The organism is Roseovarius sp. D0-M9, from assembly GCF_037083805.1.
Classification (GTDB): Bacteria; Pseudomonadota; Alphaproteobacteria; order Rhodobacterales; family Rhodobacteraceae; genus Roseovarius.
Genome location: NZ_JBAPKZ010000011.1, coordinates 70,900 through 85,613, shown reverse-complemented (window position 1 = coordinate 85,613; position 14,714 = coordinate 70,900). Strand labels below are relative to the sequence as shown.

Genomic DNA, 14,714 nt, shown 5'->3' with positions numbered 1-14,714 from the left:
TATCCCCGCCGGAGGCTCCGGCGGTGCAGCTCTCAGAGGCCATCGGCCAACGCAAATCCCGTGCAGAGTGCGCCAATCAAAAAAAACCAGCACGCCGCAGGCGCTCATTCGGATTGCGTCTGACCCTCCTGGGCTGCCTTGAAGGCGCGCAGTCGCTCGGTCAGCATCTTGCGCGCCTTGGCATTGGCGCGGCGCACGCGCACGGCGGTCAGGAAGGCTTCTTCGGCCGTTTGCGAGGTCGCGCCCATCATGGCCGCAAGCTCGTCGACGATGCGGTCGTCGCCGGTGATCTCTTCGGCCTTCAGCGCATCGATGGCCAACTGGTCGGCCAGATCCTCGGCGACGCCCATGGCCTAGCGCGTGCCTTCGGTCAGACGGCGCTTGACGTAGGCGGTGACCGTTTCGATCATCGGATCCATATGCGGATCCTCAAAGAAATGTCCGGCACCCTCGACCTCGTCGTGCTGGACGGTGATGCCCTGCTGGTCGTGCAGCTTGTTCACGAGGGCGACCGTGTCGGCAGGGGGCGCCACGCGGTCTGCCGCGCCGTTGATGATGAGGCCCGAAGAGGGGCAGGGTGCGAGGAAGGAAAAATCATACATGTTCGCCGGGGGCGATACGCTGATGAAGCCGGTGATTTCAGGGCGGCGCATCAGGAGCTGCATCCCGATCCATGCGCCGAATGAGAAGCCCGCGACCCAGCAATGCTTGGAATTGGCGTTCATGCTTTGCAGGTAATCAAGCGCCGAGGCAGCATCGCTCAGCTCGCCCACGCCCTGGTCGTATTCGCCCTGAGAACGCCCGACACCGCGAAAGTTGAAGCGCAGGACGGTAAAGCCCATCCGGTAGAAGGCGTAGTGCAGGTTGTAGACAACCTTGTTGTTCATCGTCCCGCCAAATTGCGGATGCGGATGCAGCACGATGGCGATCGGTGCGTCCTTTTCCTTTTGCGGGTGATAGCGGCCTTCGAGACGGCCTTCGGGGCCGGGAAAGATAACCTCGGGCATTCAGCGTTCCTTGCTGCGCGGATCGCGGGGGCGTGGCAATCTCCGTTGACGGGAGTGCCTGCGCGCCTTAGAACCATTCTAAAGTATCGGCCAGTCGCAGGGATGCGCATCGCCGGACGACCGGACGGGCTTGGCGCGTGATAAGCGCAGGCGCGTTCAAGGTCAATGTCTTCGAAGGCCACCCGGAGGAGGGAGCGTCATGAAACTGAGCACCAAGGGGCGCTACGCGATGGTCGCGCTGTCGGATATCGCGCTTCAGCCGGAGGGCACGCTGGTCACTTTGGGCGAGGTGTCTCGCCGCCAGAGCATATCGCTGCCTTATCTCGAGCAGCTTTTCGTCAAGCTGCGGCGCGCGGATCTGGTGACGTCCGTCCGTGGTCCGGGCGGCGGCTATCGCCTCGCGCGGCCCACCTCAGAGATCCGCGTGTCCGAGATTCTGGCGGCCGTGGATGAGACGGTGGATGCGATGCACAAGGGGGCAGGCGCCTCTGGCGGCGCCTCGGGCAGTCGCGCGCAGTCGATGACCAACCGGCTCTGGGAGGGGCTCAGCGCGCAGGTTTACGTCTATCTGCACCAGACGCGGCTGAGCGATGTGGTCAGCAACACCCTTGCGCCCTGTCCGGCCGTGCCGTCGCTATTTGCCGTCGTGGACGAGGAATGAGGGCGCGCCTCAAAGACGGGGCCGCGGTCTGGTGGCTGCCGTTCGGACGCCTGCGGCGCGAGTATTTTTGGAACAATGAAAGCAGGGCGCAATGAAGCGGCGGGTTTATCTCGATTACAATGCGACCGCACCGCTGCGAGCTGAGGCGCGGGAGGCGATGATTGCCGCGATGGATGTGATGGGCAATCCATCCAGTGTGCATTCCGAAGGTCGCGCGGCCAAGGGGCTTGTCGAGCGCGCGCGGGCACAGGTGGCAGCCGCCATGGGCGCGGATGGGGCCGATGTGATCTTTACGTCCGGCGCAACGGAGGCCGCGGCGCTGGCCTGCGCGGGGCGCGCGCTCAGCGGCGCGGCGGTGGAGCATGAGGCCGTGGCCGCCTGGACGGATGGCGCTTTGGAAGTGTCGCGCGAGGGTATGGTGCATGCGCCCGATCCGGCGCAGAGCGCGGTGCAGTTGGCCAATTCCGAGACCGGCATCGTTCAATCGCTGCCGGATGGGCTGGCCGTCAGTGACATGACCCAGGCCTTTGGAAAGCTGCCGCTTGCCTTCAACTGGAGCGGGGCGCAAATGGCGCTGATCTCGGCGCACAAGCTGGGCGGGCCGAAAGGCATCGGCGCGCTGGTGGTGCGGCGCGGCACGGATGTGCCCGCGCAGATCAAGGGCGGCGGGCAGGAAATGGGGCGCCGCTCGGGCACGGAAAACATCATTGGCATCGCCGGATTCGGCGCGGCAGCCGAGGCGGCGGCACGTGATTTGGCGGACGGCGCGATGGCGCGTGTCGAGAAACTTAGAAACATTCTAGAAAAGACCATTGCAGCCGCTGGGAATAAGACTATTTTTGTCGGGAAAGGCTCTGCGCGCCTGCCCAACACCTCATGCATGCTGACGCCGGGCTGGAAGGGCGAGACGCAAGTGATGGCGATGGACCTTGCGGGGTTTGCCGTATCGGCGGGATCGGCCTGTTCGAGCGGGAAGGTCAGGGCAAGCGCCGTGCTTCGGGCGATGGGTCATGGCGAGGATGAGGCGGCATGCGCCATTCGCGTGTCACTTGGGCCGCAGACGACGGAAGAAGAGGTTGCGCGTTTTGCCGAGGTCTGGCTTGCGCATCTGGACAAACATCGCGCCCGGACGGGTGCGCTTTGAATTTTGAGACGGGGAGACGATGACATGACAGTACTTGATGATGCACCGAAGGCGACCGCGGCCCACAAGGACGTGGCCAAGGAGGGCGTAGATCAGGAGACGGTGGACCGTGTCCGCGAAGTCGGCGGTGCCTACAAGCATGGCTGGTCGACCGATATCGAGATGGAATACGCGCCGAAGGGCCTGACACCCGATATCGTGAAGCTGATCTCGGAGAAGAACGAGGAGCCCAGCTGGATGACCGACTGGCGTCTGGGCGCCTATGAGACATGGCTGACCAAGAAGGAGCCGACCTGGGCGATGGTCGATTATCCCGAGATCGACTTTCAGAACCAGTATTATTACGCGCGTCCCAAGTCGATGATGGTCAAGCCGAAGTCGCTGGACGAAGTCGATCCCAAGTTGCTTGCAACCTACAGCAAGCTGGGTATCCCGCTGAAGGAGCAGGCTGTTCTGGCCGGTGTCGAGGGCGCGGGCGAAATGCCTGCCGAGGCCCGCAAGGTGGCTGTGGACGCGGTGTTTGACAGTGTCTCGGTCGGCACGACATTCCAGAAGGAGCTGCGCGAGGCTGGTGTGATCTTCTGTTCGATCTCCGAGGCCATTCGCGAGCACCCCGAACTGGTCAAGAAATACCTCGGCTCGGTCGTGCCGGTGAATGACAATTTCTATGCAACGCTCAATTCGGCGGTCTTCTCGGACGGCTCGTTCGTCTATGTGCCGCCCGGCGTGCGCTGCCCGATGGAGCTGAGCACTTATTTCCGCATCAATGCCGAGAACACCGGCCAGTTCGAGCGCACGCTGATCATCGCCGACAAGGGCAGTTATGTCAGCTACCTTGAGGGCTGCACCGCGCCCCAGCGCGACGAAAGCCAGCTGCACGCGGCTGTCGTCGAGATCATTGTCGAGGAAGATGCCGAGGTGAAATACTCGACTGTTCAGAACTGGTATCCGGGCGATGAAAACGGCAAGGGCGGCATCTACAACTTTGTTACCAAGCGTGCCGATTGCCGCGGCGACCGTGCCAAGGTGATGTGGACGCAAGTCGAGACCGGCAGCGCCGTGACGTGGAAGTATCCCAGCTGCATCCTGCGCGGCGACGACAGCCAAGGCGAGTTCTATTCGATCGCCATCGCAAACAACATGCAGCAGGCCGACACCGGCACCAAGATGATCCATCTGGGCAAGCGCACCAAGTCGCGCATCGTGTCCAAGGGGATCAGTGCGGGGCGTGCGCAAAACACCTATCGCGGTCTGGTAAGCATGCACCCCAAAGCCAAGGAATCGCGTAATTATACCCAGTGCGATAGCCTGCTGATCGGCGATAAATGCGGCGCCCACACGGTGCCTTACATCGAGGTCAAGAATAATTCCTCGCGCGTCGAGCATGAGGCGACGACATCCAAGGTGGATGACGACCAGATGTTCTATTGCCGCCAGCGCGGCATGGACGAGGAAGAGGCCGTTGCGCTGGTCGTCAACGGCTTTTGCCGCGATGTGCTTCAGGCGTTGCCGATGGAGTTCGCCATGGAAGCGCAGCAGCTGGTTGCGATCTCGCTCGAAGGTTCGGTCGGGTAGACCTTTGCGCTCTGGGCCGGTCATAAAACGCACGGGCGGGGCAGCACGATGACAGATGTCGTGCTGCCCTTGCCCGAGTTGACGGATGCGTCCTACTTCGACGTCGCGGCCGCGCGCGATGCGATGGCGTCCGGCCTGCCGGTCGCCTTCCCGCCCTTCGAAGTGCTGCATGTCGCCAAGATGGGTCTGAGTCTGTGCCTGAACATGGCGCGCGATCCGATTCAGAACGCGTGGCGCAGGGCTGAGTTTTTCGAGAGCGAAGAACTGTCAGCGTTGGCGTATTACGTGAGGAGTGGCGCGCATATCATTGATATCGGGGCTAATGTTGGAAATCATGCGCTGTTCTTTGCGACCCGGATGAAGGCCGAGCGTGTCGTGGTGATCGAGCCCAATCCGCTGGCCATGGCGCCGCTGATGGCAAATGTGCTGGTGAACCGGTTGGAGGGCGTGATCGACATGGGCCTTCTGGGCGTTGGCCTGTCTGATCGCTCGGCCAGTGGCTACGGCATGAAGCGGCACGACCGCAATCTGGGCGCGACCAGAATGTTTGAGGGCAAGGGTGATCTTGAGGTCCATGCCGGCGACGATCTGCTCGAGGGAGAGACGCCGGACCTCATCAAGATCGACGTGGAAGGCATGGAAATGAAAGTTCTTTCCGGGCTGGGACAAACCATTGCACAGCATCGTCCGGTGATACTGATCGAGGTCGATGAAGAGAACGCGAATGCCTTTGAGGCGTGGCGCTTGGCGCAGGGCTACTCCATTGCCCAGACGGTTCGGCACAGCCGCAAGAACTGCAACTACGTGCTGACACCGGACGCGGTGGCGGCGGGAGGGCCGCAATGACCCAGACCCGTGTTCAGCGCCCGGAGTTGACCCTTCCCGAGGCCGAGGGCGCGCGTGTACGTGCGGCGTATGATGCGGCGGATGTGATCTTGGAGTATGGCAGCGGCGGCTCGACCGTGCTGGCGTCCGAAATGCGGGACAAGCGTGTGTTTTCGGTGGAGAGTGACAAGAACTGGGCCGACATGATGCAAATCTGGCTGTCGGAAAACCCGCCGAGCAGTGGCACGAAAGTCGATGTGATCTGGTCCAATGTCGGCAAGACGGGCGAGTGGGGCCGTCCGATCGGCGATGGGGCGTGGCGCCGCTATCCCGACTACCCGCTGGCGATCTGGCAACAGCAGGACTTCGTGCAGCCTGATGTGGTGCTTGTGGATGGCCGGTTTCGTTCGGGCTGCGCCATGGCAACGGCGTTTTGCACCGCAAGGCCTGTCGTGATGCTGGTTGATGACTACCAGCGGCGCACGGGATACCACGCGATCGAAGAGTTTCTGGGCAGCCCTCACATGATCGGCCGCATGGCCGAGTTCGAGGTCGCCCCGATGGCAGTTCCGGCTGATCGCCTGCTGCCGATTATAAAGATGATGATGCGGCCCTGACGGGACCCATCAAGGATAGAGTTGAAAGGACAAAAAATGCTTGAGATCAAAAACCTGCGTGTCGACCTTGAAGAAGAGGAAAAGACAATCCTCAAAGGCGTCGATCTGACCGTCGAGGCGGGCAAGGTTCATGCGATCATGGGGCCGAACGGGTCGGGCAAATCGACGCTCAGCTACGTTCTGTCGGGTCGCGATGGCTATAAGGTGACCGAGGGCACCGCAACGCTGGAAGGTCAGGATATTCTGGCGATGGAGACCGAAGAGCGCGCGGCGGCCGGTCTGTTCCTTGCCTTTCAATACCCGGTCGAAATTCCCGGCGTGGGCAACATGACGTTCATGCGCACCGCCCTCAATTCGCAGCGCAAGGCGCGCGGCGAAGAGGAGATGAGCGCCGCAGAGTTCCTCAAATTGATCCGAGCCAAGGCAAAGGAGCTTCAGATCGACGCTGATATGCTCAAGCGCCCGGTCAATGTCGGCTTTTCCGGCGGTGAGAAAAAGCGCAATGAAATCCTTCAGATGGCTCTACTTGAGCCCAAGATGTGCATCCTTGACGAGACCGACTCGGGTCTTGACGTCGATGCGATGAAACTGGTCGCGCAAGGCGTCAACGCATTGCGCAGCGAAGGGCGCGGCTTTCTTGTAATCACACACTATCAGCGCCTGCTGGATCACATCACGCCGGACGTGGTGCACATCATGTCAGATGGCCGCATCATCAAGACGGGCGGCCCGGAGTTGGCCATGGAAGTCGAGAAGAACGGCTATACGGATATCCTGGCGGAGGTGGCGTAATGGCGCTGTCAAACCCCAAACAGACCGTGACCGATGCGCGGCTTGCCGCGCTGACGCTGCCCGGTGGGGGCGGCTGGATTTCGGCGGCGCGCAAGGATGCGTTGGCCCGCGTGCAGACGATGGGCCTGCCCCAGCGCCGTGACGAGTATTGGAAATTCACCCGTCCCGATACGCTGACCGACGTCGAAGCGCCCCGCGCCGAGGCGTTTCACGCCGATGAGCAAGAGATTTTCGGCGATGTCGACCGGGTCAAGATCGTATTTGTCGATGGTGTTTTTGATCCGCAGGAGAGCAGCGATCTGGCTGCCGAGGGCGTCAAGATCGAGCGTCTGGCAGAGGCATCGAGCGCGGATATCCACTGGGCGCGCGATCTCTACGGCGTGCTTGAAACACGCGGGCAATCGCCGGTCGAGCGTCCTCTGGCGGCGCTGAACAGTGCTGCTGCAACGGACGGCGTGCTGATCCATGTCACTGGAAAGGCGTCCAAGCCCATAAACCTGATTTATCGTCACGAATCAGACACTTCGGATGTGATGCTCCACCATGTTATCAAGCTGGATGCAGGCGCCGAGTTGACACTGCTCGAAAATGGGCCTGCCGCTGCGCGCTTTAACGACGTGCTCGAGGTTGAGGTGTGCGATGGCGCCGCTTTCCATCATGTGCGCACCCAAGGCCGCGACCATCAGCGCCGCGCGGCGACACATATCTTTGCCCGTCTCGGCACCGAGAGCGCGTTCAAGTCGTTCACCATGACCGCCAACGGTGCGTTGACGCGGAATGAATGCATCATCGAGCTTTTGGGCGATGACGCATCCGCGCATGTCGCTGGCGCCTCGATGGGAGATGGCGATTTTCATGACGACGATACCGTTTTCGTGACCCATGACGCGCTGCGCTGCGAAAGCCGCCAAGTCTACAAGAAGGTGCTGCGCAACGGGGCGACGGGCGTCTTTCAGGGCAAGATCCTGGTCAAGGCCGGCGCGCAGAAGACCGATGGCTATCAGATCAGCCAGTCTCTTTTGCTGGACGAGGACAGCCAGTTCCTCGCCAAGCCCGAGCTTGAGATCTATGCCGATGATGTCATCTGCTCGCATGGCTCGACCTCGGGGGCGATCGACGAGGATGCGATGTATTATCTGCGCGCGCGAGGCGTGCCCAAGGGCATCGCAACCGATCTTCTGACGCTCGCCTTCCTCGCCGAGGCGGTGGACGAGATTGCAGACACCGATCTGCAGGACGAGATCAAGGCACTGCTGGAAGGCTGGCTGGAGCGTCGGCGCGGCTGATGGCTGTGACGCGCGACATAGCGGCGACGTATCGCGGCCCGCGTGCCGTGATGCGGCGCTTGCTTGACATGGGCCAGCGCGAGGATCGCGCGCTGGCAATCCTGATGGCGGGCTGCATCGTGATGTTCATCGCGCAGTGGCCGCGCCTTGCCCGCGAGGCCTATCTGACCGAGCAGGAGCTTAATCCGCTTTTGGGCGGGGCGCTCTTGGCTTGGGCGTTTATCGCGCCACTTATCCTTTACGCGATCGCGCTTATCAGCCATTGGATTGCGCGGCTGTTCGGGGGGCGCGGCACCGGATTTGGGGCGCGCATGGCGCTCTTCTGGGCGCTGCTCGCGACAAGCCCGCTGGTCTTGCTTCATGGTCTCGTCGCGGGATTTATCGGTCCGGGGCCGGGTCTGACGGCGGTGGGGTTGATATGGTTTACCGCCTTTGCCGCCTTCTGGGGGCTGGGGCTGAAAGAGGCGGAATGGGGCCGGACATGAATACCGCGTTTGCGATTGATCTATTTCGCCAGACATTGACCGCGCCGCGCGAGGCCGCGAACCGCATTCTGGCGCTCGATCTGCCACGCGACTGGCTGTGGATGGCACTGGCGTTGATGGGGGTGCTGAATGGCATCGTCTATTCGCTGGTGATGCAGGTAGGTGACGGCCCTCAGGAGGGTGCGCCCGAAATGATGATGCCCGCAGCGCTGCAATCGCCACTGCTCTTCACGACATTCCTGTTGGGGGCGCTGATTCTGACTGTTCTGACCCTGACGTGGGTGGGGCGCAAGATGGGCGGCAAGGGCGAGACGCGCCACATACTGGCCCTTGTGGCATGGATGCAGATGTTGCGGCTGATCGTTCAACTGGTGCTGGTCGTGCTGATGGTCGCCCTGCCGCTGGCGGGCCTTATCCTTGTGGTCGTCGCCTCGGTCTGGGGCATGGTGATCCTGGTCATCTTTGTCGACCGGGCGCATGAATTTGGCAATATTTTCAAGGCGGCAGGCGTGATCATTCTTGGATTTCTGGGGATGTTGGTCGCTTTGTCGACCGTCCTCAGCGTGTTTGGCCCGCTGGTCATGGGAGGGGCGTGATGCTCGATATCGAAAAGCTGCGCGAGGATTTTCCGATCCTGTCGCGCGAGGTGAACGGCAAGCCGCTGGTCTATCTTGATAATGGCGCCTCGGCGCAAAAGCCGCGGGCCGTGATTGACGCCGTTAACACGGCCTACAGCCATGAATATGCGAATGTTCACAGGGGCTTGCACTATCTGAGCAATCTGGCAACCGAGAAATATGAGAACGTGCGCGGTATCATCGCCCGCTTTCTGAATGTCGCAGACGAAAGCCAGATCGTGCTGAATTCCGGCACGACCGAGGGGATCAATATGGTCGCCTATGGCTGGGCGATGCCGCGGTTCGAACCGGGCGACGAGGTCGTGCTGAGCGTGATGGAGCATCACGCAAACATTGTTCCGTGGCACTTTCTGCGCGAGCGGCAGGGGGCCGTGCTGAAATGGGTCGATACGGACATGAACGGTGCGCTTGATCCGCAAAAGGTGATCGACGCCATCGGGCCGCGCACCAAGTTGGTGGCAATATCGCATCTTTCCAATGTCCTGGGAACCAAAGTTGATGTAAAGGCGATTTGCACCGCGGCGCGGGCCAAGGGTGTGGCCGTGCTGGTCGATGGCAGTCAGGCGGCTGTGCATATGCCCGTCGATGTGGATGATCTGGGCTGTGATTTCTACGCCATCACGGGGCACAAGCTCTATGGCCCCTCCGGCTCGGGCGCAATTTTTGTGCGGCGCGATCGGATGGACGAGATGCGGCCCTTCATGGGCGGCGGCGACATGATCCGCGAAGTCACCAAGGATAGCGTTACCTACAACGACGCCCCGATGAAGTTCGAGGCGGGCACACCCGGCATCGTGCAGACGATCGGACTTGGCGTGGCGTTGAATTACATGATGGACATCGGGATGGAGAATATTGCCGCCCATGAGGATCGCTTGCGTGACTACACGGCCGAGCGTCTGGGCGGGCTGAACTGGTTGCAGGTTCAGGGCCATGCCCCTGACAAGGCGGCCATTTTCAGCTTTACCATGGACGGTGCGGGCCATGCGCATGACATCTCGACCATTCTGGACAAAAAGGGCGTGGCCGTGCGCGCGGGGCAGCATTGCGCGGCGCCCCTGATGGATCACATGGGCCTTGCGGCGACCTGCCGGGCGTCTTTTGCGGTTTATAACACCGAGGCCGAAGTGGACGCGCTGGTCGATGCTCTGGAGCTTTGCCACGATCTTTTTGCCTGACACCGCGTAGGAAAGGGCGGGATATGTCGGTTGCGGCGGGATTAGGGGTGCCCGCCGACTAAAGTGTCCCATAATCCATCCTCGCTAGCCGCCAATACCCCTGAAACGGGCCCGAAACTTCTTTTCTGGACACTGGTTTTGGGGCGGGTTATGAGCGGGCAGAGCGGTCCCATAGCTCAGCTGGATAGAGTGCTCGCCTCCGAAGCGAGAGGTCGCTGGTTCGAATCCAGCTGGGACCACCAAAATTCATGAATGAAAATTAAAGGTTGGCGTTTGATCGCGCCTTTGGTCGTGGATGTGGCCCAGCGCGATAACAGCTCGCCCGCCGCGTGCCGGACCTCCGCCTGCGCCAGACCTCAACTGCGCCGGTGATCCCCCCTGAACGTTGCGGTTTCACCCACTCCGGCAATCCGTTGGCGGAGCCGGCGTGACCAAGTCCGAGGGCCGGGCAGGGCATTGCCATGATCGCGCCAGTGGAGCGATCCGACCCCGCTCGAATAATACCTGGCCGCCTTCACGGCGCATGGTCAACAGAACCGGCCCCTTAGGGTGCAAAGCCGTTGTTTTACGCGCCGATGCGATTACGCCATGCTGCGGGATGTAGAGAAATTCACAGCGTGTAAGGCCAGAGAATGAAGATCGGATTTATCGGATTAGGCAATGTCGGCGGCAAGCTGGCCGGGAGCCTGCTTCGCAACGGGTTTGACCTTACGGTTCATGATTTGAACAGTGAACTGGTCGCCTCCTTCGTCGAAAAGGGGGCCAAGACCGTCGAGGGACCATTGGCCCTCATGCAAGCCTGCGACGCGGTGATCACATGCCTGCCGTCGCCGGCGGCCTCTGCCGCGGTGGTGGTCGAGATGCTGCCTGCGGTGGATGACACCAAGATCTGGCTGGAGATGTCGACCACGGACGCCGACGAAGTCAAACGCCTTGCCGCGCTTGTCTCGGCCCAGGGTGGGTCTGCCATAGAATGCCCGGTCTCGGGCGGGTGCCACCGGGCGGATACCGGCAACATCTCGATCTTTGCTGGATGCGATCGCGCCACGTTCGACCGCATGTTGCCGGTGCTGACCGCCTTGGGCCGCCGGGTGTTGCACACCGGCGAGATTGGCACCGCTTCGGTTTTGAAGGTTATGACGAACTATCTGGCGACCGCGAACCTCTTGTCGTGCTGCGAGGCGCTGGTAACGATGAAGGCGGCGGGCATGGACCTCAACACCACGTTCGAGGCGATGAAAATCTCATCGGGCACCTCGTTCGTGCATGAAACCGAAAGTCAGCTGATCCTGAATGGCTCGCGGGACGTCTCCTTCACGATGGATCTGGTGAAAAAGGACATTGGCCTCTTCCAGAAGATCGCAGACGCGGCGAATGTGCCGCTCGAGATCAGCCCGCTGTTGGTCAGTATCTTTGAGGACGGCATAGCGCGCTATGGCGAGCGTGAATTGTCGCCCAACATCATCCGTCGACTAGAGGATGCCACAGGGCTGTCGATCGAGGCGCCCGGCTTCCCCTCCGAACTTGTCGATGATGAACCCGAAGAGCCCGGCTATGAGGTGTTTCCCACCGGCCGCCCAAAGCCTGTCGTCGCGGGCTGAACCGATGGAGAGCCTCGCATCCTGCGCTCGCACCGCGCGTGTCCCCGGCAGCGGCGGAATTGCCATTCTGTCCGATTTCGCCGGGGGCGCGCGGCGCGGCCCGCAGGGGGCGATGCTTCCTTGAACCTTTCTTTCTATACCATAAGGATGATGCACCAATGAACGATGTCACATTCGACTTTAAGGAAAATGGCATGGTGGTCGGGCTACCCGACAGTGCCACCTATTTCAATTACTACTGGCTGCGCGACGCCTGCGTGTCCTGTATCGACCCGCAAACGCGCGAGCGGGTATTCGACGCGTCAGAGCTGTCATCAGCGCCGCGTGCCACATCGGCCATGGTGGATGACGACATGGTCGTGATCGGCTGGCAGGATGAGGCGCAGGCCAGCCGCGTGCCGCTTGCCCTGTTGCAGCAAGTCGCGGCGCAGGGCCGTCCCCATGATCCGGCCGAGATCCCCCGCAAATTGTGGCTGAACGATCACCTGCCGAATATCACGCGCGTCAGTCAGGACGCCGTGACAGGCACCAAGGAAGGCTGCGCAAGGCTGACCCGCGCCCTGATCGAAGACGGTATCGCGATTGTCACCGGCATGGAAAACTCAAGCGAGAGCCTGCCGCGTCTGGTGAAGGCCGTTGGCCCCATCACGCCATCGGCGGAAGGGCTGTTCTTTGACGTCCGGGTCGAGATCGAGCCGACGAATCTGGCCTTTACGGCGGGTCCGCTGGAAATGCACACCGATCTGCCGGGCGAGGAAACCGCGCCGGGCGTTCAGTTCCTGCATTGCATGGAGAACACCGTCGAGGGGGGGCTGTCGCTGTTCGTGGATGGTGCCGCCGTTGCCGAGGCCTTGCGCGAAGAGGATCCCGAGGCCTTCGCGCTTTTGGCGGGCCACTACATTCCGTTCTTCTACCGCCACGAAAACTGGGATTACCGCGCGCACCAGAGGGTGATCGAGACCAATCTGGACGGCAACGTGACGGGCGTCACCATATCCCAGCACTTGCAGGACAACATGGACCTGCCGCAGGAGGTGCTGGACAGCTATTACCCAGCGTTTCTCAAGTTCATCCGCATGATGCAGCAGGAACGGTTCCTGATGCGCTTCCGCTCGGAGGCCGGCAATTGCGTGGTTTTTGACAATCACCGCATCGTTCACGGGCGCGAAGGCTATGTGGCCGACAGCGGCAGCCGCCATCTGCGCGGGTGCTATACGGATCGCGGGGCGCTGCGCAGCACCTACCGGGTTTTGGCCAAGCAGGGCTATACCGGCGAGACCGTGGAGGAGGACGCACAGGCGCGCGCCTGAGGGCATAAGCCTTTGATGCGCAAATACCCAAGCCTGCCACAGGGCCAGAAGATAAACAAAAACGGCGCGGAGGGATCCGCGCCGTTTCGTCGTTACGTTGCCAAAAGCGCAGGGTTTCAGGCCGCGAAGGGAGGGCGCACCTTGATTTCCATATAGTCCTCGAGGCCGTAAACCCCGCCTTCGCGACCATTGCCGGAATGCTTGAACCCGCCGAAGGGTGATCCGTAATCCGCATCGCGCCCATTTATATGGAGGGCGCCCGCACGCAGGCGGCGCGCAACCCGGCGGGCACGATCCTCGCTGCCGGTCTGGATATAGGCGGCCAGTCCGTAATCGGTATCATTTGCCAGCGTGATCGCCTCCTCCTCGGTGTCGAAGGGGGTGATGACCAGCACCGGGCCAAAGATCTCCTCGCGCCAGATCACCATCTCGGGGGTGACATCGCAAAATATGGTCGGGCGCACGAACCAGCCCGCCTGCAATGCCTCGGGCAAACCCGCGGGGCGGCCCGGGCCGCCCGAAAGAAGGCGCGCGCCCTCGTCGATGCCTTTGTCGATCATCGCCTGCACCCGGTCATACTGGATCTCGTCAAAGAGGGGCCCGATGTGGTCGCCCTCCTGCTCGGGATCGCCCACGACGGTGGCCTTTGCGGCGGCCTCGGCAAGCTCAAGCACGCGCGAATAAACGCTGCGCTCGACCAGCATGCGGGTGGGCGCATCGCACGACTGGCCGGTATTGAAGAAACACGCGTCCACGCCTTCGGCCACGCGTTTATCAAGGTCGGCATCGGCAAAGATCAGGTTCGGTGACTTGCCGCCCAACTCCAGCGTTACGCGTTTGAAGTCATCGGCGGCATCGCGAGACACCGCACTTCCGCCGCGCGTCGAGCCGGTAAAGGACATCATCGCCACATCGGGGTGACGCGACAGCGCCGCACCCACCGTGGGGCCGTCGCCCTGAACGAGGTTGAAGACCCCTGCCGGGTATCCCGCCTCATGCACGATCTCGGCATAAACCTGCGCTGATAGCGGCGTATGCTCGGATGGTTTCAGCACGCAGGTCGCGCCAGCGGCCAGCGCGGGCACCACCTTGAGCGCGATCTGGTTGATCGGCCAGTTCCAAGGGGTGATCAGCCCGCAAACGCCGATCGGCTCGCGGCTCAGGATGTCACCATTTGGCAGGGTCTCTTCCTCGTCCAGCGCCTCCAGCGCGTCGATGAAGGCCTCCAGATGGCCGATGCCCGCATCGGCCTGCACCTCGCGCGACATGGTGGCAGGCGCGCCCATCTCGGTGGTCATCGCGTGGGCCAGATCGTCCATGCGTGCCCGCGTCACCTCGGCCAGTCGGCGCAGAAGGGCGAGGCGCTCGTCCTTAGAGGTCATCGAAAACGTCTCGAAGGCGCGTTTGGCGGCCTGAACGGCGGCGTCCACATCTGCCTCGTTACCCATGGAAAGCGTGCCGACCCTTTGGTTGGTCGCCGGGGAAAGGATCGGCATGGTCGCGTCCGAGGCAGGGGCGACCCAGCCTCCGTCGATGTAGAACTTGTCCAATGTGATCATGGTGTTTCTCCTTTGGCGGCGCCGGATGTGCCGGCG

Annotated in this window: 15 protein-coding genes and 1 tRNA gene; 13 read left to right on the top strand and 3 right to left on the bottom strand. The window is 61.9% G+C overall.

Translation table 11 applies throughout. The annotated features are described in order from the left end of the window. Positions 1-104 precede the first annotated feature (104 nt). The gene (locus tag V8352_RS09470) at positions 105-350 is read right to left on the bottom strand and encodes a hypothetical protein (protein WP_336424040.1); all 246 of its coding nucleotides are present in this window, start codon (positions 348-350) and stop codon (positions 105-107) included. 3 nt (positions 351-353) lie between these two features. Further along, a complete protein-coding gene (locus V8352_RS09465) occupies positions 354-1,007 on the bottom strand; it encodes an alpha/beta hydrolase (protein WP_336424039.1) in 654 nt (217 codons plus the stop codon). 199 nt (positions 1,008-1,206) lie between these two features. On the opposite strand from V8352_RS09465, the gene V8352_RS09460 reads away from it, so the two are divergent. The 13 genes from V8352_RS09460 to V8352_RS09400 all read left to right on the top strand — a co-directional run bounded on the left by V8352_RS09460 (position 1,207) and on the right by V8352_RS09400 (position 13,119). Further along, positions 1,207-1,668, top strand: coding sequence for an Rrf2 family transcriptional regulator (locus V8352_RS09460; protein WP_336424038.1), 462 nt, complete (start codon positions 1,207-1,209; stop codon positions 1,666-1,668). Between the two features lie 91 nt (positions 1,669-1,759). Next, positions 1,760-2,812 carry a cysteine desulfurase family protein gene (locus tag V8352_RS09455; RefSeq protein ID WP_336424037.1) on the top strand — a complete coding sequence of 351 codons (1,053 nt, stop codon included), beginning with the start codon at positions 1,760-1,762 and terminating at the stop codon, positions 2,810-2,812. A 24-nt stretch (positions 2,813-2,836) separates the two neighbouring features. Further along, complete coding sequence (gene sufB / locus V8352_RS09450; RefSeq protein WP_336424036.1) at positions 2,837-4,387, top strand: Fe-S cluster assembly protein SufB; 1,551 nt, start codon at positions 2,837-2,839, stop codon at positions 4,385-4,387. Between the two features lie 48 nt (positions 4,388-4,435). Beyond that, entirely contained in the window at positions 4,436-5,233 is a 798-nt protein-coding gene (locus V8352_RS09445) for an FkbM family methyltransferase (RefSeq protein WP_336424035.1), read from the top strand. Further along, positions 5,230-5,829, top strand: coding sequence for a hypothetical protein (locus tag V8352_RS09440; protein WP_336424034.1), 600 nt, complete (start codon positions 5,230-5,232; stop codon positions 5,827-5,829). The genes V8352_RS09445 and V8352_RS09440 overlap by 4 nt, the downstream gene beginning before the upstream one ends. A gap of 36 nt (positions 5,830-5,865) precedes the next feature. Beyond that, complete coding sequence (sufC, locus tag V8352_RS09435; RefSeq protein WP_336424033.1) at positions 5,866-6,621, top strand: Fe-S cluster assembly ATPase SufC; 756 nt, start codon at positions 5,866-5,868, stop codon at positions 6,619-6,621. Next, positions 6,621-7,907 carry a SufB/SufD family protein gene (locus V8352_RS09430; protein WP_336424032.1) on the top strand — a complete coding sequence of 429 codons (1,287 nt, stop codon included), beginning with the start codon at positions 6,621-6,623 and terminating at the stop codon, positions 7,905-7,907. The genes sufC and V8352_RS09430 overlap by 1 nt, the downstream gene beginning before the upstream one ends. Beyond that, positions 7,907-8,392, top strand: a complete 486-nt coding sequence (locus V8352_RS09425; RefSeq protein WP_336424031.1) for a YIP1 family protein — start codon at positions 7,907-7,909, stop codon at positions 8,390-8,392. Before V8352_RS09430 ends, V8352_RS09425 begins: the two co-directional genes overlap by 1 nt. Beyond that, positions 8,389-8,988 (top strand): YIP1 family protein, encoded by a 600-nt coding sequence (locus V8352_RS09420; RefSeq protein ID WP_336424030.1) that lies wholly within the window; start codon positions 8,389-8,391, stop codon positions 8,986-8,988. Before V8352_RS09425 ends, V8352_RS09420 begins: the two co-directional genes overlap by 4 nt. After that, on the top strand, positions 8,988-10,208 hold the full coding sequence (locus V8352_RS09415; protein ID WP_336424029.1) for a cysteine desulfurase: 1,221 nt from the start codon (positions 8,988-8,990) through the stop codon (positions 10,206-10,208). Before V8352_RS09420 ends, V8352_RS09415 begins: the two co-directional genes overlap by 1 nt. A gap of 165 nt (positions 10,209-10,373) precedes the next feature. Then, positions 10,374-10,450 (top strand) — tRNA-Arg (locus V8352_RS09410). A gap of 390 nt (positions 10,451-10,840) precedes the next feature. Continuing rightward, positions 10,841-11,809, top strand: a complete 969-nt coding sequence (locus tag V8352_RS09405) for an NAD(P)-dependent oxidoreductase (RefSeq protein ID WP_336424028.1) — start codon at positions 10,841-10,843, stop codon at positions 11,807-11,809. Between the two features lie 158 nt (positions 11,810-11,967). After that, positions 11,968-13,119 carry a TauD/TfdA family dioxygenase gene (locus V8352_RS09400; RefSeq protein ID WP_336424027.1) on the top strand — a complete coding sequence of 384 codons (1,152 nt, stop codon included), beginning with the start codon at positions 11,968-11,970 and terminating at the stop codon, positions 13,117-13,119. Between the two features lie 116 nt (positions 13,120-13,235). Here V8352_RS09400 and V8352_RS09395 read toward each other — a convergent pair whose 3' ends face one another. Continuing rightward, entirely contained in the window at positions 13,236-14,678 is a 1,443-nt protein-coding gene (locus V8352_RS09395; protein ID WP_336424026.1) for an aldehyde dehydrogenase family protein, read from the bottom strand. Between the last annotated feature and the right edge of the window lie 36 nt (positions 14,679-14,714).